The organism is Microvenator marinus, from assembly GCF_007993755.1.
GTDB lineage: Bacteria > Myxococcota_A > Bradymonadia > Bradymonadales > Bradymonadaceae > Allomicrovenator > Allomicrovenator marinus.
The window spans coordinates 960,863-983,227 of the sequence record NZ_CP042467.1 but is presented as its reverse complement, the minus strand read 5'-3'; the positions used below and the strand labels follow the sequence as shown (position 1 = coordinate 983,227).

Here is a 22,365-nt window from a genome sequence, read left to right as displayed (position 1 = left end):
GACTAGTAGTCGTCGTCTTCTTCTTCCTCTTCTTCTTCTTCCATCTCACCTACAAGTGCCAAGCCTTCGTCAATGTGGGCGGCATTGGGTGTTTCGGTGAGGTATTCGGCGAGGTCAGCGTCAGCTTCTTCGTCCTCGGCGTGATGCCAGCAGTCGTCCCACTCGTCGTCGGTGAAGTCGCCGCGGCCAAGGAGCATTAGTGCAACCAAATCAACTTTTTCATCTGGGTCGAGCTCACGCAGAAGATCTTCCAAATCCTCGTAAGGTGTGCTCTCGTGACGGATATCTGGACGAACTGCCTCGATTTTTCGAAGAAGTTGGATCACCGAACGAACTTTAGCGGTGGAGATGTGAAGCATGTTACCTCTTGATTTGATACGGCGCCCTTATAGACACAAAAATACAGGCTGGGCAACAGCTTCCTTGATTGCAGGGGTTTTGGCGCTCGCTGCGCCACTCCAGGGTTGTTCAGAGTCAGATCCAGTCACGGAGGATTTGTCAGATATTGGCGATATGGCCGGGCCCGATGACATGGGGGACACAGATTCCGCCTTAGACATGAGCCCCGATGAACTCACGCTCGAAGATCTCCAAGGTCCAGGCCCTTACGAGGTAGGTTTCCATACCTTTGAATACGAGTACGAAGTCGTACCGGGTGAGTCGCGAGAAATAGTCATCAATGTGTGGTACCCAGCAAGCGAGCCCAGTGATGAAGTTGCCCGCTACATGGGTGCGGTGCGGGACCCTTTGAGTTTTGTGGACGCACCACTCGCCCACACTCGGGGGCGGTTGCCCGTGCACGTGCATTCCCATGGCGACCAGGGATTCGGGGGTACATCTGCTCGCCTCTTTCGTCATTTTGTGTCGCACGGTTGGGTGGTCATTGCGCCCGATCATACAGGCAATTTACTCATCTCCAACATACAACCGCGTCCAATTCCTCTCTACGATTGGCGGGCCAAAGACATTAGTGCGAGCCTCGATTTTGCTGAGTCTCTCTCGCAGCATCCATTGGCAGGCAAACTCAAGTTGGACGCAGTTCTCCTGAGTGGCCACTCATACGGTGCGCTAACCACGTGGTCTTTAATTGGCAAAGTATGGAACACGGACTACGTGGCTGAGAGATGTGAAATGGCGGGAAACCCTGACCACCCGTGTACTGCCGACTATGCGAGCTCGTTTGAAGCAGGGCACCGAGACGCGCGAATTGTCGCCTCAGTTCCTATGGCCGGACTTGTGTCCGAAGACTGGTATGGAAACGACTTCTCAGGCGTGGATGTGCCAGTTCTGGCCGTCACCGGAAGCGAAGACCAGATTGGACAAGCCGAACAATGGGAACGTGTTTCAGGCGTGGACTTCACATGGATTGATATTGAAGGTGCTTGCCATCAGGCATTCGCACTTGGAAATTGTCCCACGGCACCAAACGAAGTGGTGGACCCCGTCATCAATTCGTTTACTCTCGCATTTGGAATTCGACACGTACTCGGCTCTCAGGACCCCGTGATCGCACGGGTCTTGGACGGCCAAGCCGAATACCCAATCGTTAGCTTTCAGAGAAAGCAGTAGGTCAATGATGAAGAATAGATGGTTGTTTTTAATTGTGTTTGTGTGGCTAGCCGCCTGTTCGAGTTCGGAAGATGAAGGGCAAACCGTGCCCGAAGAGATGGATGCGTCGAGTGAACACGATGCTTCGATGGACGCAGGGGCTCTGACGGATATGGACGATCCGGAGGACGTAGGTCCCAGTGACGCCGATACCGGTGTGGATATGCCGGACCAAGCTCCAGACTCCTCAATGGTCTTGCCTCCTGCGGACGCACGGCAAGTCGTGGTGGATGGAGATAGCACTTTCGCTGAGGTTGCGGCGGGAGTCGCGCTCGGTGAGTGGGTCCAATTTGAGACCACGGCAGCGGAGGGCTACTTCAACAACGGAAATGGCGGTCATGATCTGACCTGGGGCGATAGTGCGATTTATGACGAAACGTCTGGTTGTTTGATGCATTACGGTGGCGGCCACATCACTATCCCAGCGTTTAGCATCTATTGTACGCGCACCAATGAGTGGGTTCGCGGGCCGCTTCCGGATTGGCTCGATCTCGAAGGCAACGTATGGGCATACACAAACCACGGCTACGATAGGAACTCGTTTGATCCCGAAACTCGCCGACTGTTTTATTATCGCCAAAAGGAACTCTGGATTTTCGAGGTCGAGACTGAGACCTGGTCGCGTCACACCCTTGCGCTAGGCAACGCCTACCTGCGCGATTTCGCAACCTTCGTCCCTGGCTCAGGCGTGGTCGCTGGCCGCGGAGAGAATGACCCGCGTTTGTTCATCATCAATCCTGAAGATGGCTCCACGACGCTTGATGCAACAAGCTCGTTCCACTCTGCACTACACACATTCGGCGAGTACTCACCGATTCACGACGTCTTGCTCTACGGCGGTGGCGATGACCAGCGGTCTGTCTATATCCGCGAATCCAACGGCGACACCCGGGCCGTGGCTGACGCTCCCGAAGTGATTCGTACCGTGGCAGGAGGTTCAACAGGTGGTTGGGCCCTCACCGACCCGGACGACGGCGATTTCCTCGTTCTTTCCGCGCTAACTGGCGAGCTGCACCGCTACGACCCGGCTTCGGACATGTGGTCTTTGGAATCGCGGAGTCCGTTTGAACCGGAACTCTCACGCACGATTGCTGCCACCATAACCGACCATGGCGTGCTTTTGTTTGCGACTCGGGCTGCTGGGGATCGCGCCCTCATCACCCTCTATCGGCCGAATTAACTATGAATTCCGAACGTTTTCCATTCTTCAAGACATTCATCCTTCCCATGTTCTGGATCTTAGTGATCCCCATCTGCGGAGCCGTGTTTGCCGAAGTAGCAGATTCGAAATACGACTCAATGATTCGAGATGGGATCTACAAGGGGATCGACGCTGAGGCTGTTGGCGCCGCCGAGAAGGCGGAGTTGAAGGCTCAATACGAATCAATTTCCTTTGCCGACGTTTGTGTCAGCACCGAGCCAGAGATGGCGGAATTCAGAAGGTATCTGGACAAGACTTGCGGAGATTACGCTCAGTTCGGATACATCAAGCTCGCCGCCTGGATTGCGATTCTGATGGCGCTCTTTGCGATGCTCTTCATCGGTGTTGCGGGGGCTGCGTCATTGAAGTCACGCGAGTTGCAACTCCAGAGCCTTCGTGTCGGGGTACCACTGCTCAAATTCGTGGCTGCCACACAGATGATCCTGCAAGGATTTGTCCTAGTCATGCTTTCCTACTGGGTTACGGCGCTCTTCTTCAACGTCTTCTTCGTGAAAATTATCTTCGTTGTAGGCTTTATGGCGCTGGCCGGGGTCGGCATCGCCATTAGAGGCATCTTTCGGCGGGTTCATCATCCCTTCTTTGTGGTTGGTGAACTGCTTACACGAGAGACCGCGCCGGAGCTCTGGGCCTCGGTGGACCGGATCTGTGCCGAGTTGGGAACCGAGCCGCCTAACCAAATCATGGCCGGAATCGATGACAACTTCTTTGTTACTGAGCACACCATTACCGTACCCGACGGCGAACTTACCGGAAGAACCCTCTTTGTGAGTCTGTCCCTTTTGCGTCACTTCTCAGTGGAGGAAGCCGAGGCGATTATCGCGCATGAAATGGCGCATTTTAGCGGCGGAGATACGCTTTTCTCTCTGAAGACGAGCCCCCTACTGAGTCGCTTTGACCAGTACCTTGCAGAGTTGAATGACTTCTCCACGCTGATGGCATTCTATCTCCTAAACGCGTTCAGGGGACTCATGGAACTCTCGTTGGGAAAGCACTCGCGCGACCGTGAATTTCGCGCCGACCAGGTCGCCGCTGACGCTGTGGGAGCCGACCATTTTGGCTCCGCCTTGCTCAAACTTGCCGCCTACAGTCAGTACCGTATAAGAATCGAAGATGACCTTTTTTCAAAAGATGAAAAACACGCGGAGCTGACGTTAGCTGACCGAATCAACGAAGGGTTTCGTGACTACGCATGCAGCCCGCTTTTTTCGGATGGGATCGCTGAAGCCAGCATCCCGCACCCCTTCGATTCGCACCCGCTCATGATCGAACGACTTGCGAAGTTTGGAGTGTTCAGCGAGTCCGAGTTTGGCGAGGTGGCGAGTCGTTCGCCGGAACATCTCATTCTGAAAGGTGATTCGGTTCTTGAGATGGAGGAAAGGCAGTGGGCTGCTTATGAGGAGCAGTTTCAGAAGGCCCATAGCCACTTCCTTTGCTACCGATATCTGCCTTCAAATGAGGATGAGATCGCTCACGTCGAACACTTTTTCCCCGAACAAGTCTTTGAACAGAAGAAGTCGATGCTCGGCAAGAAGCACGGCGATATTGTGCTTCGCTACGACTCAGTCTACATCCCGCAGCTCTCACCCGACCCATTTCATTTTGCGGATGTGACGGAAGTTCTTTTCATCGAAGATCAATCGCAGATTCAGGTCTTCACGACCCTACAAAAGAACCCTTTCAAAGGTACCGTTGCGGTTCCAATCATTTTGGAGATTGGGGCCTACCACGAACGCTATAAGAGCGCCGAGGAATGGCTGGCTACGCGTTCCTCACCTGAAGACTAGAGTGAGTTAAGAAGCATGTGCACATGTGGAATGTCGGCTTCCATAAAGACGTCCCCCACACGCTTCCAGCCCAAATTTGAATACCAGTTTTCGAGGTGGGCTTGCGCGTGGAGTTCGGCCGGGCGCTCACCAAGCCACGCCTGGATTTCCTTCATTAGCGTGGTACCGAGGCCGGAGCGCTGCATCTCGATGTGAACGGCGACGCGTCCTACAACCATGGGGTCAAGATCCGCAAAAACTCTGGCGGTTCCGACAAGTCTCGGGCCCGCCCAGAGCATGGCGTGGTGGCATTTGGGGTCTTCCCCGTCGATCTCGCTTACGGCGGTAATCTTTTGGCCCACCACGAAGACAACATCGCGTAGATGGAAGATGTCGTGGACTTCGTAGATGGTCAGATCTCGAAAGTGTTTGAGCTCGAATCGCAATTCAGGGGTTTGCATCCGCTTCTTCCCATTGATCTGGGTGCGAGGCCTTGAACGCCTCGAGCTCCTGGCAAGCAGCTTCAATCGCGAGGAGCCGCGGGAACGCCGCAACGTCTACGTCAAATCGGCGGGCGTTGTAGAGTTGGGGAATGAGGCAGATATCGGCGAAAGTTGGGCTATCGCCTACCGAAAACTTGGATTTCGACTCCGCTGCAAGCTCCTCGTAGGCGCTGAGCCCCTTTTCGATCCACTTCATGGCCCAAGTGTTTGAGTCTTCGCCCAAAAACTTTAGGTGTTGAAGTACGGCCAGATTTTGGAGTGGTTGCACGCCGGAATTGATGATCTCGGCAAATTGTCGAGCGCGTGCGCGCTGCACGAGATCGTCTGGCAACAAAGGAGGGACCGGATAGTTCTCTTCCAAGAACTCCATGATGGCCATGGATTGGCCCAGCTCATAGGTGGACCCGTTATGAGTCACGACGAGGGTCGGGACCTGTGCCATGGGGTTCATTTCCTTGTACCAAGAGGCGTTTTGATGTCCGCCGTCCCTGACGAGGTGAACCGGGATGTATTCGAATTCCACCCCTTTAAACGCGAGCATCGTGCGGAGCCGCCATGTCGCGGAGCTCCGCCAATAACCGTAGAGTTTCATACTTTAACTACTTTTTGAGAGATGGTGCCGAAAAGGTTATGACCGTTTTTGTCGAGCATTTCGATTTCGACGGTGTCTCCGGCATTCATGAAGGGTGTGTGGAACTCGCCGGTGTCGATCTTCTCGATCATGCGCTTTTCAGCAAGGCATGACGAGCCTCTCGAGCGGTCTTCATTAGAAACGGTGCCGGATCCAAGGATAGTTCCTGCCGTAAATGGTCTGGTTTTGGCGATGTGAGCGATGAGCTCCTTGAATCCGAAATGCATCTCGGGGCCTGCTTCGGGATCGCCGAAGAGCTCCCCGTTGTACGTGGTCCTGAGAGGGAGATGGACGCGTCCATTCTTCCACGCGTCTCCAAGCTCGTCTGGCGTGAGCGCGAAAGGCGAGAAGGCGCTAGACGGCTTAGAATTGAAGAATCCGAACCCTTTGGCGAGCTCAGGTGGGATGAGGTTTCGAAGAGTAATGTCGTTGACCAAAACGATGAGTCGAACGTAGTCGAGCGCGTTGTCCGGTGTCACACCTTGAGGTGTATCTCCCAGAATCACTGCGATCTCAGCCTCGAAATCGAGCCCCCAATTGAAGTCCACGAGCGGGATATCTTGAGTAGGCGCGAGGAACGTGCCGGAGCCTCCTTGATAGATCAGGGGATCAGTCTCGAGGGTCTCTGGCGGCTCGGCACCGCGTGCCTTTCGGACCAGAACGATATGGTTGATGTACGCAGACCCGTCGATCCATTCGTACGCTCTTGGAAGAGGCGAGTGGAGTTTGGAAATCTCGACCGGATGCGACGGAATGCTTGAAGACTCAAGCTCGGCCGAACGAGCTTTGAGGGCGCCTTCTACCTCGTTCCATCGGTCGAGAGCGTCCTGCATGGTTGGGGCGATATCGGCTACTTCGACGTACCTTGAGCCGTCTCGGCTCACGAGGATAAGTCGTCCGTCTCTGGTGTTGTCGTTTAGGGTCGCAAGTTTCACGTGTGCTCCTTCTTTAGCGTCGCCACAGTGGTAGCGAGCAAGGTGCACGGCTGTCAACCGCAGGACTATTCCTCTTCTGAATCCTTGCGCTTTTCGTCGTCCAAATCGTTGGCGTCCAAAGAGTCAAAGTCTCCAGTAACAGCCACAATCTCATCGGAATCGTCAACAGGCATGGCCACATTTGCCACCTGGAGATTCATGGGGTGAAGCAGCGGGTCTGTTTGGCCACCTTCGAACTCAAAGTGTTTGTGCATCGCGGTCTTGGCCAAGATATGAGCACTGACCGGTGCAGTGATGAAAAGGAATGTAGTGATCAGGACTTCGTGAAGGCTGATTGCGGGCGTGGTCGCGGTGAAGTAGACCGCTGAAGCCGTTAAAATACCTCCAAGGCCAAGCGTTGTGGCTTTGGTTGGTCCGTGAAGGCGCATGTAGAAGTCTTTTAGTTTGACCAGGCCAAAAGACCCGATCAGGGCAAAGACAGCTCCGACCACAAGGAACACGGCGACAACGATTTCTATGATTTGATTCATGGTTTACTCGATGATGTCCCCGCGCAGGAAGTACTTCCCAAGCGCTACAGTTCCAACAAATCCCATCATGGCGATGAGCAGTGCGGCTTCGAAATAGAGCACGGAGTCGAGATAGATTCCGAGCATGACGATCAGCGCAATGGCGTTGATGTACATGGTGTCGAGGGCCACCACTCGGTCAAGCGTTCGGGGGCCTACGAACATTCGATAGAGATTCATGAGCAAGGCGATGATAACGGCGACCATCGCGAAGCTGAGGGCATAGGTCAGTATCATCCGAAAATCTCCAGAATTGGTTTTTCATAGCGCTCCTTCATCCCTTGCACCGTGGCCTCATCGTCTGGCGAGTTGAGGCAATGAATCACGAGGAGCTTTCTATCGGCGCTGATATGCGCTGAGACGGTTCCTGGTGTCAGGGAGATGGTCGCGGCGAGCAGCGTGATTGAGAAGGGATCCTGGACCTCGAGCGGCATGTAGAGCCATCTCGGACGAAGCTTGTCCTGCGGCCCCAAAATCCATGCTGCAACTTGAATATTGGCGACGAGCACGTCGTAAAGAAAGACCAAAATATACTTAAAGAGTTTCGGGTAGCTCTTAATTGCCGGGGAGTCGGGCCAGAACTTTGCGGTCAAGAGAGGCACCACAAAGCCGAGGATGGCTCCCATGATGATGTTTCCAATCGAGAACGACATCTGGACCAGAAGCCATATGATGAGCAGCGTCAGCGATAGTACGGGCTGAGGGAAGAGCTTGTTCATTGTTTCACCTCCCCGAGCACGGCATTGATGTACTGATTTGGATTCATGATCTGTTGGCCGGCGGCATCGAAGTACTCAGAAATTGGCCCGCCGTAGATGGTGAGCGTCAAGATGCAGAGCAAGAGGCCGATCACGGGCAGGGCCTTGAATTTCACGGTGGTGTAGTTGCGGTCGAGTGGGGCGTCCGTCTTCCAGAAGAGCATGGTTCCAGCACGGCTCAGTCCGATGAGGGTGAAGAAACTCGTGGTGAGTACGATGGCCCAGAATTCGAACGTGGTTGGCGTTGAGACCGAAGCCTTGAGCAACATCACCTTGCCGATGAATCCAGACACCGGAGGTAGGCCGGCGATGGCGATGGCGCAGATGAAGAAGAGCATTCCAATCAAGAGTGGCTCGCGGACGGCTGGGCCCGGCGCGAGTGAGTCGAGATGCTTCTCGCCGCGCTGCTGCAGTACCATATCAGCCACCAGGAAAAGGGCGGCCGAGATGAACGTGGAGTGCATCATGTAGTAGAGGCTGCCGCTGATGGCTTCAGCTGTGTACATGCCCACACCTGCCAAGATGGTGCCCACTGAGGCGATGACCAGATAGGCATTCATGGTGCGCAATTTGTGGGCACCGAGCGCGCCTGCGGTACCGAGCATGAGCGTAATAAGTGCCACTGGCTGCAGGTAGTCGTCCATGAGGTTGGAGGCGAGTCCGCGGTCATTCCCGAAGACGAGCGTGGTGCTTCTCAACACCGTGTAGACGCCCACTTTGGTGGCAATCGCAAACAATGCCGCAACAGGCGCAGACGCTGCAGCGTAGGAGTTTGGCAACCAGAAGTAGACCGGGAACATGGCTGATTTGATGCAGAAGACCAGAATCAGCAGGTAGCCGCCAGCGCGTAAAAGTGCAGCGTCTTCCAGGCTCACTTGAGCAGCTTTGACGGCCATATCGGCCATGTTCAAGGTGCCTGTCACGGCGTAGATGATACCCACGCCGATTAGGAAGAGTGCCGACCCCACGAGGTTCAACAAGACGAACTGAATACCTGTCCTTATCCGCGCCGGACCGCCGCCGTAAATGACGAGCACGTACGCCGAAAGGAGCAGGATCTCGAAGAACACGAAGAGGTTGAACATATCGCCTGTGAGGAACGCACCGTTCACACCGGCAATTTGCATCAGGAATATAAAGTGGAAATAGCCGCTTTTTTCGTCCACGCTCGTGATGCCGTAAGCAAAGGCAAAGAGCGCCAGCATAGACGTCAGGAGGACCATGGCGGCACTCAAGCGGTCTAGCACGAAGAGAATTCCAAAAGGACTCGGCCAATTGCCCAGGCCGTAAGTGACAATTTGATCGGTATGAGCCAGGCTCACCATATAGCCCGCAACTCCAATGGTACTCAGGAGTGCCACGATCCCGATGCCTCGCTTGACGTCACGGAAACGGGTGCCAAAAAGCAGGCACACCATGGCGCTGATGAGAGGAATGAGCACCGGCAAAACCATAAAGTGGTCAGTCATGCGCCCTCCTTACCGTCGATTTGGTCCGTACCAAGCACTACGTAGGCTTTGACCGCCAAGGTGATTGCATAGGCCGTCATACCAAAACCAATCACGATTGCGGTTAGAACGAGAGCCTGAGGGATCGGGTCGGAGTAGGTCGCGACACCGTCTTGGATAATGGGTGGTGCACCGATCACGAGCCTTCCCATTCCGAAGAGGAAGAGGTTGACCGCATAACTCAGTAGAGTCAGGCCGATGATGACCGGGAAAGTGCGCCCCCGCAGCATCAAATAAAGCCCAGAGGCCACGAGTACGCCGATCGCGCTGGCGACCAGAAATTCAAGTGAGAGCATCATGGTTGCCTCGTTTGCGAATTCTTCACTTCGTCACATCGTTGGTACTCGCTGACCCGTTTCATGATGGTCAGCATACAGCCCACAACTACGAAGAAGACGCCTAAATCAAAGGGGATGGCGCTAGCGAGGTGAATCTCACCGATCGCTGGCAAATGCAGGTGATAAACCGAGCTTGTGAGGAACGGGTAGCCGAAGAACCAGGAGCCAAGGCCTGTGGCCACGGCGATGAGCACCCCGATGCCACAAAGTCTCACGAAGTCGACTTTAAGCCGTTCATTAGTCCAGTTGATGCCGCTCGCCACGTATTGAATCGTGAGGGCAACCGAAGCCACCAGGCCAGCGATGAAGCCACCACCGGGGAGATTGTGGCCGCGCATGAAGATGTAGATCGCGACCAGCAGGATCAAGGCCATCAATGGGCGAGTCGTAGCAGTGAGCATGGCAGGGAACGCCTGCTCTTCTCTTGGTTTTGCGTAGTCTGGAGTGTCTGGACGGCGTCCGGTCAACATGATCAGAATGCCCACAGCTGCAATCGCAAGCACCGAGATCTCGCCCATCGTATCGAAGCCACGGAAGTCGACGAGGGTGACGTTGACGACGTTGGTACCACCGCCTTCAGGAACCGACTTTTCCAGATAATATCCGGCTATGCTCTCAAAATTGCGCGTGAACACGCTGTAGGCCAAGAAGGCGATGCCGCCGCCTCCGAGTATTGCGATGATGGCGTCTCGTGTCCGCCTCTCGGGCGAAGACTCGTTGGGAGTTCGTTGCGGCAAGACATAGAGGGTCAGGAGCATAAGAAGAATGGTCACCACCTCCACCGAGATCTGGGTTAACCCGAGGTCTGGTGCCGAGAGGTAGATGAACGAGAGGCTCACGATGAGTCCAACAACACTGATGAAGACCAGGGCAGTGAGTCGTTTTCGTTGGTAGTAAATGGTCATCAGCGAAGCCGCGACCAAGAGGAACCATGGGATAATCGCAGCTAGGGGGGCCGGCGTCGGTGCTTTGTCGCCCTCGAAGACGCCAAACTGGATAAACCCAAGGCTACCGGCCACAATGGCAGCCATGAAGCTGAAGGCCATGTAACGCTGAAGTGAGCCGTTATCGAGCTCCTGCGTCAGCCCTCGCGCTGCGAGCACAGACGAATCCATGAATTTCTCGAAGAGAGCCTTGCCTGAAATCTCTGGGATGTTTTGGTCGAGGTGGAACTGGTGCACCTTCTTCCAGACCATATAGAACCCGATACCAGCGGCAACGGCCACCATGGTCATGTAGAGCGCAGGCGTGAAGCCGTGCCACCACCAGAGGTAATAATCGGGTAGCGCCGAGCCCACAACGGGGGCGGCGCAGACGCTGATAAACTTCTGAATCAATGGCGGGTAGACGCCAACTACAACGCAGATGCCAACAAGGATTGCTACCGGTGCGCGCATACCGATTGGGGGATCGTGGGGGTGGCCTGGAAGGTCATGCGCTTCAGGACCGAAGAAGACATCGTGAACGAATCGGATGGAATAGGCCACGCTGCAGAGGCCTCCAACCACCACAGCAGCGGGAATTGCCCAACTCCACACCACCCCGGTCATAAAGGGGTGTTCCATAAGCCGGAAAGCTTCTTCGAAGAACATCTCTTTGGAGAGGAATCCGTTGAAGAAAGGCGCCCCGCCCATGGCTGCTGCACCCAAGAGTGCTAGCCCAAACGTAAATGGCATCGAGTGTCGAAGGCCGCTTAGGATTCGCGCATCTCTTGTGCCAGCCTCGTGATCGATGATTCCAGCCGTCATGAACAAGGAAGCTTTGAAGGCTGCATGGTTGAATATGTGGAAGACCGCCGCCACCGTGGCCAATTTGGTGCTGAACCCGAAGAGGGCTGTGATAAGGCCGAGATGCGAAATGGTGGAGTACGCGAGCAGGCCTTTGAGGTCGTGCTTAAAGAGAGCCACGTAGGCCGAGAAGACCATGGTTGTGAGGCCTGCGCCAGTGACCAGAATAAACCAGAGTTCGCTTCCTGAGAGGGCCGGATGCAGACGCGCCAGCAAGAAGACTCCGGCCTTAACCATGGTAGCCGAGTGAAGGTAGGCGCTGACAGGCGTAGGCGCCGTCATGGCGTTTGGAAGCCAGAAGTGGAAAGGGAATTGGGCGGATTTGGTGAAGGCGCCCATCAGCACCAGAACCAGCATGATTGGATAGAGCGAGTGGTTCAGGATCTTCTCGTTGGAGGCCAAAACCACGCTCAAGTCGTAGCTGCCGACAATCATTCCCAGGAGGATCACGCCACCGAGCATCAGGAGGCCACCGCCACCAGTGATAGCGAGGGCGAGTCGCGCTCCTTGGCGCGCGGCAGGTAGGTGCTTCCAGTAGCCGATTAGCAGGAACGAGCTGATACTCGTGAGTTCCCAAAACATCACCAGAAGGATGAGGTTTTCACTCAAGACCACGCCCATCATGGCGCCCATGAAGGTCATGAGCATGGCGTAAAACGGACCGATGGGGTCGTTCTTGCCGAGGTAATAGTATCCGTAGACAACAACGAGCGCCCCGATCCCCAAAACAAGCAGGGAGAAGAGCATTCCTAGCCCATCGAGTCGAAACGCGATGTTCAACCCAAGCGATTCAATCCACGGCCAACTCTGAACGAGGACCTCGCCCGCCATGACTTGCGGAACCAATGTGGCGAGTACCCCCAGACCCGCAAGGGGAGGGATCAGAGCGCCTATCATGGAGGCTTGGCGGCTCTTTGAGGCGAGCAACCAGGCGGGCAAAATTCCCAGAAAGGGTAGCAGGACGATGAGCAATATGGACATCTGCGCTTACCGTGGCAATGAGTCGACGGATTGCATACACCAAGATACGCAACCTCGAAAAGTAGAACCGGAGAAAACCGTGCCGGATGTGGCATTGGATGCGAAATCGTTGTAATGAGGCGCGTGTTTTCCGCTTCAAGAGTGTTCTGAAATGTCAAAATTCTACATCACGACCCCGATTTATTACGTCAACGGTGAGCCCCATATCGGTCACGCCTACACCACGATTTTGGCGGATGCGATGGCGCGTCACTATCGGCAGCGAGGTGCAGACGTTTTCTTTCTGACCGGCACCGATGAGCATGGTCTCAAGGTTCAGCGTGCGGCAGAGGAATTGGGGATTTCGCCCAAAGAACTCGCGGACAAGAACTCGGCGAGTTTCAAGCGGCTTTTTGAAAAACTCGAGCTCACCTACGACCGGTTTATTCGCACGACGGATGCGGATCACACCAAAGTGGTGACCGAAGTCGTCAATCGGATGAAGGCGAATGGTGATGTCTATCTCGACTCGTATTCGGGTTGGTACGCGGCCTCCGACGAGGCGTTTTTTGACGAATCAGAGATTGAAGACGGTCATGTGAAGTCTTCGGGCGCCAAGGTGGAATGGGTTGAGGAGAAGAGCTATTTCTTCCGGCTTAGCAAGTACCAAGAGCCTCTCTTGGAGTGGTACAACACCAATCCACATAGTGTGCAGCCCGATGCGCGGCGAAACGAAGTGGCTTCGTTTGTGGCTTCAGGGCTTCGAGACCTCTCGATCAGCCGCACGACCTTTGATTGGGGTATCGAATGGCCTGACGATCCCGAGCACGTGCTCTATGTCTGGGTCGATGCGTTGACGAACTACATCACGGGCGTGGGGGCGTTCCACGATCAGGCGCTCTTCGAGCGTTTCTGGCCTTGTGATGTGCATTTGATCGGCAAGGATATCCTGCGTTTTCACGCTGTTTATTGGCCGGCGTTCTTGATGAGTGCCGGGGTCGAGCTTCCGCATCAAGTGTTTGCGCACGGTTGGTGGATGAACGACGGCAAGAAGATGAGCAAGAGCATGGGGAATTTCATCGATGCTTTTGAGCTAGCCGACACTTACCCGCTGGACCTTCTGCGCTATTACTTGATGAGAGAGATGGCGTTTGGTTCTGATGGAAACTTCGTTCACGAACGTGTGATCGGCCGCAATAACTCAGAGCTTGCGGACAATCTTGGAAACCTCGTGAACCGTTCACAGGCGATGACGCAGAAGTTCTGTGAGGGCAACGTGCCGGCGTTCCATGAGCTCGATGGTGATTTGGGCCGTGAGATTTCGCTCGTGGCTGAGAAGGCTCAAGTGACACTTGAGGATATGAGCCATTTGATGGACGAGCGTGAGCCGCATCGCGCACTTGAGCGATTGATGGAGTTTTCGAGTGATCTGAACCAGTTCATCGCCGTGACTCAGCCTTGGGCGTTGAATAAGCGCGGTGAGACTCAGGCCCTGGAGAGCGTGATGTACACGTTGCTTGAGGGCGTGCGATGGCTCGCCGTGATGCTCTGCGCATTTCTGCCCAAGACTTCGGAGCTGATCTTGGCCGGATTGGGTGTTGAGAGCAAAGCGTTCGAAAGCCTCAAATGGGGCGGTCTTAAGAGCGGTGAGTCACTCACAAATATCGATGTTCTCTTCGCAAAGATGGAGTTGCCCGTGAAAGAAGAAGTCAAAGAAGAGCCGAAAATAGAAGCTAAGAAAGAAGGGCCGAAGGCGGCCGAAGAGGGCATCATCACATTTGACCATTTCATGGCTGTAGAGCTGAAGGTGGGTCACATCCTTAGCGCTGAAAAGGTGGAAGGGGCCGATAAACTCCTGAAGCTAAGCGTGGATGCTGGCGAAGAATCGCCTCGGACCGTCGTCGCTGGGATCGCCAAGAGTTACGCGCCAGAAGACCTCGTAGACCAGCGCGTGGCGATGGTCGCGAATCTCAAGCCGCGCAAAGTGTTTGGGACCCTTAGCCAGGGAATGCTTCTGGCCGTAGAAACCGAAGACGGTGGTCTTGAGCTTGCGCGTTACTCGGCAAACGTAAAAGCCGGTACCCGAATCTCCTGATGAGCATCTATCGCGAAGCTATAGAGCCAATAGGAAACTCTGAAGCTCGTCGCCGAGAGCTGGTACGTCTTGGGCGAAGCCTGGACTCTGCACAATCGACCACGCTGCTCTTGGACGCTTTTAGTGATCCTTACCCACCGGTGCGTCATGCGGCCGCGTCCCTCTTGGGCGAATTTATGGCCCCGTCGATCGAAGAACGCGTGGTGGAGCGCCTGGAAAGCGGCGAAGAGGAAGAGCGAACCGCGGCGTGCATCGCCCTAAATTCCGATGGCGTGAGCAGACTTGGGGTTCAGGCGCTCGAGGCCGCCACGCACGACGCGTCGGCCGACGTGAGGTATCACGCATTGGTCTCATTGCATCGCTTTGACCCGGCGAATGTACAGGAGATCGTGAGTCGCCTGGTGTCCGATGAGAGCGATCCCGCCATTCTGGTGGTCTGTGCGCAGATGATCAGTGAGAAGGGGTGGCCGTGGCTTGAGCAACTCGTGAAAGTGAGGGAAGGGCTCAAAGGTGTGGACCGATTTCAGCTTTCATTCTCTCTAGCGCGCCTTCGTGGTCAGCACCACGTGAAGCTACCTCCCGAGCTCAGTGAAAGCGTCTCGCAAGATTTGGTAGGGCACCTCAAAGACGAGGCGACGAGCAGGGCGGCGATTCAAGGGCTTGTTTACCTGGGTGCGTCAAAGGCAGTCGAGCCATTGCGCAAGATTGCAAAAGGTTGGCTCTTGCATCCGATCATCAGGGTGGACGCGGCGATCGCTCTCTTTCAGCTTGGAGATGAGGAGGGCTCTCGCCTCTGGCAAAAGCACCTGCAGGGGCGCAGAAAGGATGCCCGAGGCTGGGCCATTGCGCGAGCGGGCGAGCTTAAGGTTACGGAGTTTCGGGAATTTGTTGAGCGAGAGGCCGTTTCAGACACTTATCATAGTGAAACGGCGTTGATTTCGCTTTCTCACTATGACGATGAGGCCGCATGGCGCGTCATCGAGACGCGAGCTCGGGAGTCTGCTGATACAGAAACCCGCGAGCTTGCACACCAACTGCTTAGAGGTCGAACTCATGCTCTTTGATACCCACGCACATTTGGATTTTCCGGCCCTGGCCGATGATTTTGAGAATGTCCGAGCCACGATGCTAGAGGCCGGTGTGGAGCACGTGGTTTGTATCGGTGCAAGTCGAGGCATCGATAGCAATTATCGCGCGTTGGAGTTCGCCCGGAAGTACCCGGAGATGATTCGATGCTCTGCCGGCATCCACCCGCACGATGCGGATATGGTGACGCCTGAAGTGGTGGACTTGATACGAAACGAGTTCGCGAGTCTGCCCGAAGTCGTGGGGATCGGCGAGTCCGGTTTGGACTACTATTACGACAAGGCCGACCGCGACAAACAGAACTGGGCGTTTCGAGAGTTTCTTCAACTTTCAAAGGAAGTGTCTAAACCCATCATTATTCACAGCCGTGATGCCGAAGAAGATACCTTGCAGGCACTTCGCGACACCGGCGTAAATACCGGCATTTTGCATTGTTTTACGGGCTCTCGTGCCATGGCCGAGGCGCTTGTAACCGAGTTTGACTTCCATCTTTCATTTTCGGGGATAGTGACCTTCAAGAACGGGCGTGAGCTCTTGGAGATCGCGGCCGAAGTCGTGCCCCTGAACCGCGTCCTCGTCGAGACCGACTCGCCGTATCTCGCCCCGGTTCCGTTTAGAGGAAAGACCAACCAGCCGGCGTATGTGCGCCACACCGCGGCGGCGATCGCCGAGGCGCGAGGCTTGTCGTTGGAAGATTTTGCGGCAGAGACCACAAAAAATGCGAAGGAGATTTACGGGTTTTCGCCAGTGGCGCCCTGAATCTTAGCCTTTCCTTTCTCTGTGAGTTCGGACCAGAGAGTGTGGCCTTGTTCCACTTTAGGAAGGATCATGTCGATACATTCGTCAGCCGCGTAGACCACGGAGAGGCGCGTGGGGTCGATGGTTCTCAGGAGATGGGCGCGAGAGAGTTCTTCGGGTGATGACATGTAGATCTTGTGCATCATCTCTGAGCATCGGTGGACCCAAACGACTTGCCGGTCGATGGGAACGGTTCTCGTCCGCTTTTCTTGCGGAGTTTCATTCTTAAGGGCGATTGCCGAAGGCTCCGCGGAGCGGGCTTCCTCAATGTCGCGCATGATCGTACGATACATCCTTTCCACAAACTCTCGCTCGCCGGAGAGTTCAAGTTGTATGGTCGCCAGACTAAACTGAAAGTGAGTCGTATTTTCGTCAGACATCCGTTATCCTCGGCCCGCAGAATCGCACTAGAATTAGGATTATCATGCCCGCTCACGTCTTGAGTATCAAGCAACTTAAATTCGCTTCGGAGAGCGCATGAGGGTTTTTGATGTGGTCGGAGTTGCAGTGCTTCTGGGCTGGATCGGGCTTATGGGCGCGTATGCATGGGAGCTAAATTTCGCTGAGAAGGGGCATACTGAGGTCTTGGCCGAGGGTGTTCGCATTAGCGCCGGTAATTCATGGTTGCTTCTGACGCGCGAGAATAAAGAAGTGGGCTACGTTCACGAAACCCGCACTCCGATTGAGGATGGTTGGCTTCTCGAATACGACTTCATGATGAACGTATCGTCCCTGGGCGCCTCACAAATGATTCGTACCGACGTCAAAGCCACCGTAGATCCCACGGCTGTGCTGCGGCGGGCTCAGATTTCTGTGCAAACTGGCTCGGCGTTTTCCTTCGACGCCGAGGCATGGGTGGAGGGCAAAGAAGTCGTGCTCGAGTTCTCGCTCGGTGGCGCAAAGAGGACACGTAGAGTCGCCTTCAACGACCCGCCAAGACTGGCGCAGAGCGCGTTCTACCAACTCGCTGCGCGTGAGAACTTGGAGGCCGGAGAGGTCTTTGAACAGGAGTATTTCGACCCCATCACCATGGGCATGACGAGCATGAAGTTTGAGTACGTGCGTCGGCATACCATCGATGTTTACGACACCCAGGTCGAGGCTTTTCACTTTGTGCAAAAGGTCATCAACGATGAGTACGACGTCTATCTGGACGCGAGCGGCGAAGTGCAGATCCAAGAACTTCCACTTAGGATCATCGGTGCGCGGGTTCCAAACGAGCTCGGTCAAGCCCGCGCGCAACAGATGCAGCGCGAGTTTAAGGCAGGCGGGGCAGCTTCAGATGCCGCGATTTCGGTGGATGATGCGATCGGTTTGATTCGAGGTGGGGGAGGCGTCACCAATACAAACGTTTACCAAATCTCGCCGCAAGGTCTTACGATCCTTGGGGATTCGGGAGCGCAAAAAGTCGTGCATCGCACTGAGGATTCACTTCGGGTGGATACGGCGCTTGTGCCGGAGCCTTTGCCCGCGGCAGAGACTGATGAATCCTATGCGTTGGCGCCTGCGCTAGCCCCCGACGAGCTTGAAATCGCAAAACAAATCAAGCCTGATCTGGCGGACGCGTCGCGGCTGATCGTGGTGGAGAAGGCCGTTCGAAATCTCCGTGAACATCAAGCCTTTGATACGTTGACCCAGGCGCGACGTGTCGCAATCTTGCTAGCCGTTTTGCGAGAAATGGAGATTCCAAGCCGGGCCGTTTTTGGCGTGGAGTTCGACAAAGAAAAAGTCCGACCTCATGCGTGGATTCAGTACGAGCGCGACGGAGTTTGGGTGGATCAAGACCCGAGCAAGGTCACTCTGATCCCGTCTACACGACAGGTTCAACTCAGCGCAGAGCCTCTGCTCAGTCTTGAGAACTATGAGTCAGAGATCTCACGGGTCAAAGTCGAGCGATACACCGCAGAACCAGAAGTAAAGGGTACCGATGCCGACTTCAATTGAGGGAATATGAGCGAATCGATGGTCAAGATTGAAGGCTTAGTCAAACGCTACGGCTCTTTCACCGCGGTGGACGGCATCGACCTTGACGTTAAACAAGGCCAAGTTTTTGGGGTGTTGGGGCCAAATGGCGCGGGAAAAACCACCACGCTCAGGATGCTCACGGGGCTCTTGATGCCTACCGATGGCATCATCACGATCGACGGGCATCGAATGGACTCAGACCCCGTAAAGGCGAAGTCCATCACCGGCTTCATTCCGGACCGCCCCTACGTCTACGACAAGCTTACGGCATTTGAATATCTGAGCTTCATCGGTGGCCTCTACCAGATGCCAAAGGCGCGCGTTGCCCGCCGAGTTAGAGAGTTGCTCGAGCTCTTCGCGCTTGCGGAATGGGCCGACAGCCTCATCGAATCTTTCAGCCACGGCATGAAACAGCGCATCACGTTTGCTGGGGCGCTTCTGCCGGAGCCGAAACTCCTGGTAGTCGACGAGCCGATGGTTGGGCTCGATCCCAAGGGGCACCGCCTGATTAAGGACCTTTTTCGGCGTCTGACTGAGCGCGACGGCATGACGATTTTGCTCTCGACGCACACCTTGGACGTCGCCGAAGAAGTCTGCGATTCCGTGGCCATCATCAATCACGGGAAGGTCGTTGCACGAGGCACGATGGACCAGCTGCGGGTGGAATCCGGCGAGAGCGCTGCAACTCTAGAGCAAGTCTTCTTGAGGATTACCGAGGAGACCGAAGAAGAGCGCGCTGCGCGAGTGGCGCTGCGGTTTAGCGGCGGAAGCTCTGCTGAGGAGTCGCCGTGACCTGGAAGCTCTTGGCCGTGAAGTTTTTGGCTCTCAAGGGGGCGCTTCGGTCGGAACAGGACGGGAAGTACCGCGTACCAGCGTTTGTGGCGCTGAGTGCGCTTTTTTGGGTGATGTTGTTCCGGTCGAGCCATTGGGTCGTGACCGAGGCGCTAAAAATCGAGCCCGTGGGCGACCTTCTGGTCCAACGTCTGCTCGCCATTACTTTCTTGGTCTTCCTGGGCCTTCTGGCGTTCTCCAATGTGGTGACTGTTTTCAGCACGTACTACCTCTCCGATGAGCTCGACTTTCTGATGTCGAAACCGATCCCCAAGGACCACTTTTTTACCGCCCGGTTTTTGGAGTCTTTGGCGCAATCTTCGTGGGTGGTGTTCATCTTCGGGCTGCCGATTTTTATCGCTGCAGGCGTGGGGGTGGATGCCAGCTGGCCTTATTTTGTGGGGCTCCTCGGCGTGATTGTGCCTTTCGTAGCAATACCCACTGCGTTAGCCACACTTGTGGCGCTGGCTGTCACGAACGTGCTCGCCGCCCAGCGCACGCGTGACGCCACGCTTTTCTTCGGGCTCGCGGCGTTTTCCGTGCTTTTCGTGGTGATTCGAGCCCTTCGCCCGGAGCGGCTTCTCAATCCGGACAGCTTCTCGTCAATCGGCGAGATGTTAAATCTTCTTTCGGCGCCGACTACCGTCTATTTGCCGAGCGATTGGTGCATGAACGTGGTCGTGCCCTTGATGTACGGGCGCTCAAACGTCGATTATTGGTCTCTCGGACTTCTCTATTTGACACCGATGGCTCTCTACTTTGTCTCGGCGTGGTTCCACAGGCGGTTCTACCACCGTGGCTATTCCAAGGCGCAGGAGGGCCGTCATGGACAGAGCGTGCTCACCAGCATGCGGGACTGGGTGACCAAAAAGACCTCGACACCCGCGCAGTCCCTTGAGGCAAGGCTTGCCAAGCTCGAATCGGACCCCGAGACGGTTGTTTCCGTGCTTAAGCAATTGGTTAGAAAGGACCAGCTCATCTTTGTGCGCGATGCGAGCCAGTGGTCTCAAGTCCTCGTGGTGATTGCGATCATCGTGATTTACCTGGTGAACTACAAGTACTTTGAGATTGCAGCTGACGCGCGCCTCTTGGGCGACGCCGGTCTCTATTTCTTCAATCTGGCGGCATGTGGCTTTGTGATCGTGGCGCTCTCGGGGCGTTTTCTCTTTCCGGCAGTGAGCATCGAAGGCCGAAGTTTTTGGCTGATTTTGCAGGCCCCGGTTTCGTTGGATAAGTTCCTGATCGGCAAGTGGCTGGGCGGAATTTGGCCCGTGCTCATCGTTGGGCAAGCACTGATTTGGGCGTCCAATCTTCTGGTTCTTCAAAACCCCGCATTCGCAATCTTGGCAAGCGTTATCATCTTGGTTTTAACACTCGCCGTCACCGCCATGTCCGTGGGGCTTGGCGCCGTGTACCCCCAGTTCTACAACCCCAACGCGGCAAAGATCGCGTCGAGTTTCGGGGCGGTGATTTATATGATTCTGGGAATGTTTCTGGTTCTCTTTGTGCTCATTACGTCGTTCAGGTTCACGCTGAATCTGGGACAAATGTACGAAGACCCCGCAGCAGCGACGCTGACGTTCTTGAACTTTGCAGGTGCTTCTTTGGCCGTGACAACGCCAGCCCTTGCGGGTTATGGCGCGCTCAAGCTAGGAGCGAGGTCGCTTAGACGACGAATATCATGAGCAAAGAAAAATCAGGTCGTAATTGGGCAGCGGCATTTAGCTTGGGTGCTTTGGCCGCGTTAGTTTTGGCTTTCATGCCGGTGGGCTTTGAGCCCTGGGTGCACTTGGCCATGGGGCGCACTGCCGATACTTTCGGCACCATTCCGGACCGAAACATCTTTGTCTACACGCTCGATTCTGCAAAAGAGATGGCGATTTTGGGGTGGCTCGGGCAGTGGTGGCTCTACAAGGTCCATCAACTCCTAGACTGGCACGGCGTGCTCGCGTTGAGAGGCCTAGTCGCGTTTCTCGCGGTGGTGATTTGTGCGCTTTCCTCAAGGACCGGGAAGGAGAGGGTTGGGCAATTGGCTCTCGGCGTGCTGGCACTCGTGTTGACTATACCGATAGGGCCGGCGCTCTTTGGTGGGCTCTTGCTATTGCTGGTTTTGGTGCTTTTGAGGCCCGTGTTTTTCGGAGAGGCGAAAAAGCGTGCTTTCCTTGTGCCTTTGTTGATGCCGCTAATGGTGCATGTGGACGGTGTCTTCGCGCTGGTGGTGCTCTTAACCATTGGCTGGGCCATCGAGGCCCGGACTCGCCGTGCTGTGGCTTTGGCGATATTGACCTCAGCTGCCACCTTCGTGAACCCAAGGGGGGTTGAGGTCTGGTTACTGGCCTTTGAGCAATTCACGTTGCCGGGTTTATCCGCAATCCTACTTGGTCTGCTTGCATTCTGGCTTTGGAAGGATGGGAGCCGCGGATGGCCATGGGCTCTGATTGCTGTCTTTGTAGCGTTTCGGCCGGAGCTCATCGGCTTCGGGATGCTCGCCATGTTGTTGATGCTCACACCTGCCGAGCAGATGGCCATCAAGATTCCGAAAATGGCTCTAGCTGCCATTCTGACGGTTTCTTTGCTCGCGCAGCCCCTTTGGGCATGGTGGAGTCCAATAACCGAACTCGTGGGCATTGGGAGGCATTCTGAACGAGATTTTGGAGCTATCTCCAAGAACGTACCGCTGGACGCTGTGCGAATCATCCAATCTTGGGGTTCCCGCGCGCGCGTCCTCCACCCACCAGAGTTGGCTGGCGTGCTGATGTTCGAGCTCGGCAAGGAACCTTATCCTATGCTCTTTACAGGGCCGGAAGCCGTTCCAGACCTTGTGAATGCGAATATCTATGGGTTGGTTCGTGAGGACACCACTGTGGCACTTGGACTGGTTCATCAGTTCAGCATCAAGGCGGCGCTGATTCCCGCAGCAGATATAGGTCTGGGCAAGTTCTTGGTGGACGAAATGCGTTTTCAAAAAGTCCACGAAGACGGCGCCTACGTCCTCTACGGCCGTTAGG

General features: G+C 55.3%; 20 protein-coding genes and 1 pseudogene. 10 read left to right on the top strand and 11 right to left on the bottom strand.

Features of this window, described 5'->3' with window-relative positions; translation table 11 throughout:
- Positions 1-2 precede the first annotated feature (2 nt).
- A complete protein-coding gene (locus FRD01_RS04205; RefSeq protein WP_146957916.1) occupies positions 3-359 on the bottom strand; it encodes a DUF3775 domain-containing protein in 357 nt (118 codons plus the stop codon).
- On the opposite strand from FRD01_RS04205, the gene FRD01_RS04200 reads away from it, so the two are divergent.
- Genes FRD01_RS04200 through FRD01_RS04190 form a run of 3 tightly spaced genes read left to right on the top strand, consistent with a single transcriptional unit; the run spans position 358 to position 4,614 of the window.
- A complete protein-coding gene (locus FRD01_RS04200) occupies positions 358-1,569 on the top strand; it encodes an alpha/beta hydrolase family protein (RefSeq protein ID WP_146957914.1) in 1,212 nt (403 codons plus the stop codon). The two genes, FRD01_RS04205 and FRD01_RS04200, sit on opposite strands and share 2 nt — an antisense overlap.
- A gap of 4 nt (positions 1,570-1,573) precedes the next feature.
- Complete coding sequence (locus FRD01_RS04195) at positions 1,574-2,788, top strand: hypothetical protein (RefSeq protein ID WP_146957912.1); 1,215 nt, start codon at positions 1,574-1,576, stop codon at positions 2,786-2,788.
- 2 nt (positions 2,789-2,790) lie between these two features.
- Positions 2,791-4,614: a M48 family metallopeptidase gene (locus tag FRD01_RS04190; RefSeq protein ID WP_146957910.1), complete on the top strand. Its 1,824-nt coding sequence runs from the start codon at positions 2,791-2,793 to the stop codon at positions 4,612-4,614.
- On the opposite strand, the gene FRD01_RS04185 is transcribed toward FRD01_RS04190, so the two are convergent.
- The 9 genes and pseudogenes from FRD01_RS04185 to FRD01_RS04145 form a co-directional block, all read right to left on the bottom strand.
- On the bottom strand, positions 4,611-5,054 hold the full coding sequence (locus tag FRD01_RS04185; RefSeq protein WP_146957908.1) for a GNAT family N-acetyltransferase: 444 nt from the start codon (positions 5,052-5,054) through the stop codon (positions 4,611-4,613). The two genes, FRD01_RS04190 and FRD01_RS04185, sit on opposite strands and share 4 nt — an antisense overlap.
- A complete protein-coding gene (gene maiA / locus FRD01_RS04180; RefSeq protein ID WP_146957906.1) occupies positions 5,041-5,688 on the bottom strand; it encodes a maleylacetoacetate isomerase in 648 nt (215 codons plus the stop codon). The genes FRD01_RS04185 and maiA overlap by 14 nt, the downstream gene beginning before the upstream one ends.
- Positions 5,685-6,662 carry a fumarylacetoacetate hydrolase family protein gene (locus tag FRD01_RS04175; protein ID WP_146957904.1) on the bottom strand — a complete coding sequence of 326 codons (978 nt, stop codon included), beginning with the start codon at positions 6,660-6,662 and terminating at the stop codon, positions 5,685-5,687. Before FRD01_RS04175 ends, maiA begins: the two co-directional genes overlap by 4 nt.
- 233 nt (positions 6,663-6,895) lie before the next feature.
- Positions 6,896-7,192 (bottom strand): annotated as a pseudogene (locus FRD01_RS24965) (Na+/H+ antiporter subunit G); the annotation flags it as partial.
- 3 nt (positions 7,193-7,195) lie between these two features.
- Complete coding sequence (locus tag FRD01_RS04165) at positions 7,196-7,465, bottom strand: K+/H+ antiporter subunit F (RefSeq protein WP_146963842.1); 270 nt, start codon at positions 7,463-7,465, stop codon at positions 7,196-7,198.
- Positions 7,465-7,950: a Na+/H+ antiporter subunit E gene (locus tag FRD01_RS04160; RefSeq protein ID WP_146957900.1), complete on the bottom strand. Its 486-nt coding sequence runs from the start codon at positions 7,948-7,950 to the stop codon at positions 7,465-7,467. Before FRD01_RS04160 ends, FRD01_RS04165 begins: the two co-directional genes overlap by 1 nt.
- A complete protein-coding gene (locus tag FRD01_RS04155; RefSeq protein WP_146957898.1) occupies positions 7,947-9,458 on the bottom strand; it encodes a monovalent cation/H+ antiporter subunit D in 1,512 nt (503 codons plus the stop codon). The genes FRD01_RS04160 and FRD01_RS04155 overlap by 4 nt, the downstream gene beginning before the upstream one ends.
- Positions 9,455-9,793: a Na+/H+ antiporter subunit C gene (locus tag FRD01_RS04150; RefSeq protein WP_146963840.1), complete on the bottom strand. Its 339-nt coding sequence runs from the start codon at positions 9,791-9,793 to the stop codon at positions 9,455-9,457. The genes FRD01_RS04155 and FRD01_RS04150 overlap by 4 nt, the downstream gene beginning before the upstream one ends.
- Positions 9,793-12,603 (bottom strand): monovalent cation/H+ antiporter subunit A, encoded by a 2,811-nt coding sequence (locus FRD01_RS04145; RefSeq protein WP_146957896.1) that lies wholly within the window; start codon positions 12,601-12,603, stop codon positions 9,793-9,795. Before FRD01_RS04145 ends, FRD01_RS04150 begins: the two co-directional genes overlap by 1 nt.
- 151 nt (positions 12,604-12,754) lie before the next feature.
- On the opposite strand from FRD01_RS04145, the gene metG reads away from it, so the two are divergent.
- From metG to FRD01_RS04130, 3 genes are read left to right on the top strand one after another with little or no spacing between them, the layout of a single operon-like run.
- Entirely contained in the window at positions 12,755-14,677 is a 1,923-nt protein-coding gene (metG, locus tag FRD01_RS04140; RefSeq protein ID WP_146957894.1) for a methionine--tRNA ligase, read from the top strand.
- Positions 14,677-15,741 carry a HEAT repeat domain-containing protein gene (locus FRD01_RS04135; RefSeq protein ID WP_146957893.1) on the top strand — a complete coding sequence of 355 codons (1,065 nt, stop codon included), beginning with the start codon at positions 14,677-14,679 and terminating at the stop codon, positions 15,739-15,741. Before metG ends, FRD01_RS04135 begins: the two co-directional genes overlap by 1 nt.
- A complete protein-coding gene (locus tag FRD01_RS04130; RefSeq protein ID WP_249755992.1) occupies positions 15,731-16,522 on the top strand; it encodes a TatD family hydrolase in 792 nt (263 codons plus the stop codon). The genes FRD01_RS04135 and FRD01_RS04130 overlap by 11 nt, the downstream gene beginning before the upstream one ends.
- Here the strand turns inward: FRD01_RS04130 and FRD01_RS04125 are convergent.
- Complete coding sequence (locus FRD01_RS04125; protein ID WP_146957889.1) at positions 16,495-16,941, bottom strand: hypothetical protein; 447 nt, start codon at positions 16,939-16,941, stop codon at positions 16,495-16,497. The two genes, FRD01_RS04130 and FRD01_RS04125, sit on opposite strands and share 28 nt — an antisense overlap.
- Positions 16,942-17,038: 97 nt before the next feature.
- Here FRD01_RS04125 and FRD01_RS04120 point away from each other — a divergent pair, with 97 nt between their 5' ends.
- Genes FRD01_RS04120 through FRD01_RS04105 form a run of 4 tightly spaced genes read left to right on the top strand, consistent with a single transcriptional unit; the run spans position 17,039 to position 22,364 of the window.
- Complete coding sequence (locus FRD01_RS04120; RefSeq protein ID WP_146957888.1) at positions 17,039-18,505, top strand: transglutaminase-like domain-containing protein; 1,467 nt, start codon at positions 17,039-17,041, stop codon at positions 18,503-18,505.
- A 6-nt stretch (positions 18,506-18,511) separates the two neighbouring features.
- A complete protein-coding gene (locus FRD01_RS04115; protein ID WP_249755991.1) occupies positions 18,512-19,318 on the top strand; it encodes an ABC transporter ATP-binding protein in 807 nt (268 codons plus the stop codon).
- A complete protein-coding gene (locus FRD01_RS04110) occupies positions 19,315-21,042 on the top strand; it encodes a putative ABC transporter permease subunit (protein ID WP_146957886.1) in 1,728 nt (575 codons plus the stop codon). The genes FRD01_RS04115 and FRD01_RS04110 overlap by 4 nt, the downstream gene beginning before the upstream one ends.
- Positions 21,039-22,364: a hypothetical protein gene (locus tag FRD01_RS04105; protein WP_146957884.1), complete on the top strand. Its 1,326-nt coding sequence runs from the start codon at positions 21,039-21,041 to the stop codon at positions 22,362-22,364. Before FRD01_RS04110 ends, FRD01_RS04105 begins: the two co-directional genes overlap by 4 nt.
- Position 22,365: the final 1 nt, after the last annotated feature.

What these genes read in the sequence shown, in the direction of transcription:
- FRD01_RS04200 (WP_146957914.1), top strand. Translation starts at nt 358, where the DNA reads ATGTTACCTCTTGATTTGATACGGCGCCCTTATAGACACAAAAATACA.
- FRD01_RS04205 (WP_146957916.1), bottom strand. Translation starts at nt 359, where the DNA reads ATGCTTCACATCTCCACCGCTAAAGTTCGTTCGGTGATCCAACTTCTT.
- FRD01_RS04195 (WP_146957912.1), top strand. Translation starts at nt 1,574, where the DNA reads ATGATGAAGAATAGATGGTTGTTTTTAATTGTGTTTGTGTGGCTAGCC.
- FRD01_RS04190 (WP_146957910.1), top strand. Translation starts at nt 2,791, where the DNA reads ATGAATTCCGAACGTTTTCCATTCTTCAAGACATTCATCCTTCCCATG.
- FRD01_RS04185 (WP_146957908.1), bottom strand. Translation starts at nt 5,054, where the DNA reads ATGCAAACCCCTGAATTGCGATTCGAGCTCAAACACTTTCGAGATCTG.
- maiA (WP_146957906.1), bottom strand. Translation starts at nt 5,688, where the DNA reads ATGAAACTCTACGGTTATTGGCGGAGCTCCGCGACATGGCGGCTCCGC.
- FRD01_RS04160 (WP_146957900.1), bottom strand. Translation starts at nt 7,950, where the DNA reads ATGAACAAGCTCTTCCCTCAGCCCGTACTATCGCTGACGCTGCTCATC.
- FRD01_RS04155 (WP_146957898.1), bottom strand. Translation starts at nt 9,458, where the DNA reads ATGACTGACCACTTTATGGTTTTGCCGGTGCTCATTCCTCTCATCAGC.
- FRD01_RS04150 (WP_146963840.1), bottom strand. Translation starts at nt 9,793, where the DNA reads ATGCTCTCACTTGAATTTCTGGTCGCCAGCGCGATCGGCGTACTCGTG.
- FRD01_RS04145 (WP_146957896.1), bottom strand. Translation starts at nt 12,603, where the DNA reads ATGTCCATATTGCTCATCGTCCTGCTACCCTTTCTGGGAATTTTGCCC.
- metG (WP_146957894.1), top strand. Translation starts at nt 12,755, where the DNA reads ATGTCAAAATTCTACATCACGACCCCGATTTATTACGTCAACGGTGAG.
- FRD01_RS04135 (WP_146957893.1), top strand. Translation starts at nt 14,677, where the DNA reads ATGAGCATCTATCGCGAAGCTATAGAGCCAATAGGAAACTCTGAAGCT.
- FRD01_RS04130 (WP_249755992.1), top strand. Translation starts at nt 15,731, where the DNA reads ATGCTCTTTGATACCCACGCACATTTGGATTTTCCGGCCCTGGCCGAT.
- FRD01_RS04125 (WP_146957889.1), bottom strand. Translation starts at nt 16,941, where the DNA reads ATGTCTGACGAAAATACGACTCACTTTCAGTTTAGTCTGGCGACCATA.
- FRD01_RS04120 (WP_146957888.1), top strand. Translation starts at nt 17,039, where the DNA reads ATGAGGGTTTTTGATGTGGTCGGAGTTGCAGTGCTTCTGGGCTGGATC.
- FRD01_RS04115 (WP_249755991.1), top strand. Translation starts at nt 18,512, where the DNA reads ATGAGCGAATCGATGGTCAAGATTGAAGGCTTAGTCAAACGCTACGGC.
- FRD01_RS04105 (WP_146957884.1), top strand. Translation starts at nt 21,039, where the DNA reads ATGAGCAAAGAAAAATCAGGTCGTAATTGGGCAGCGGCATTTAGCTTG.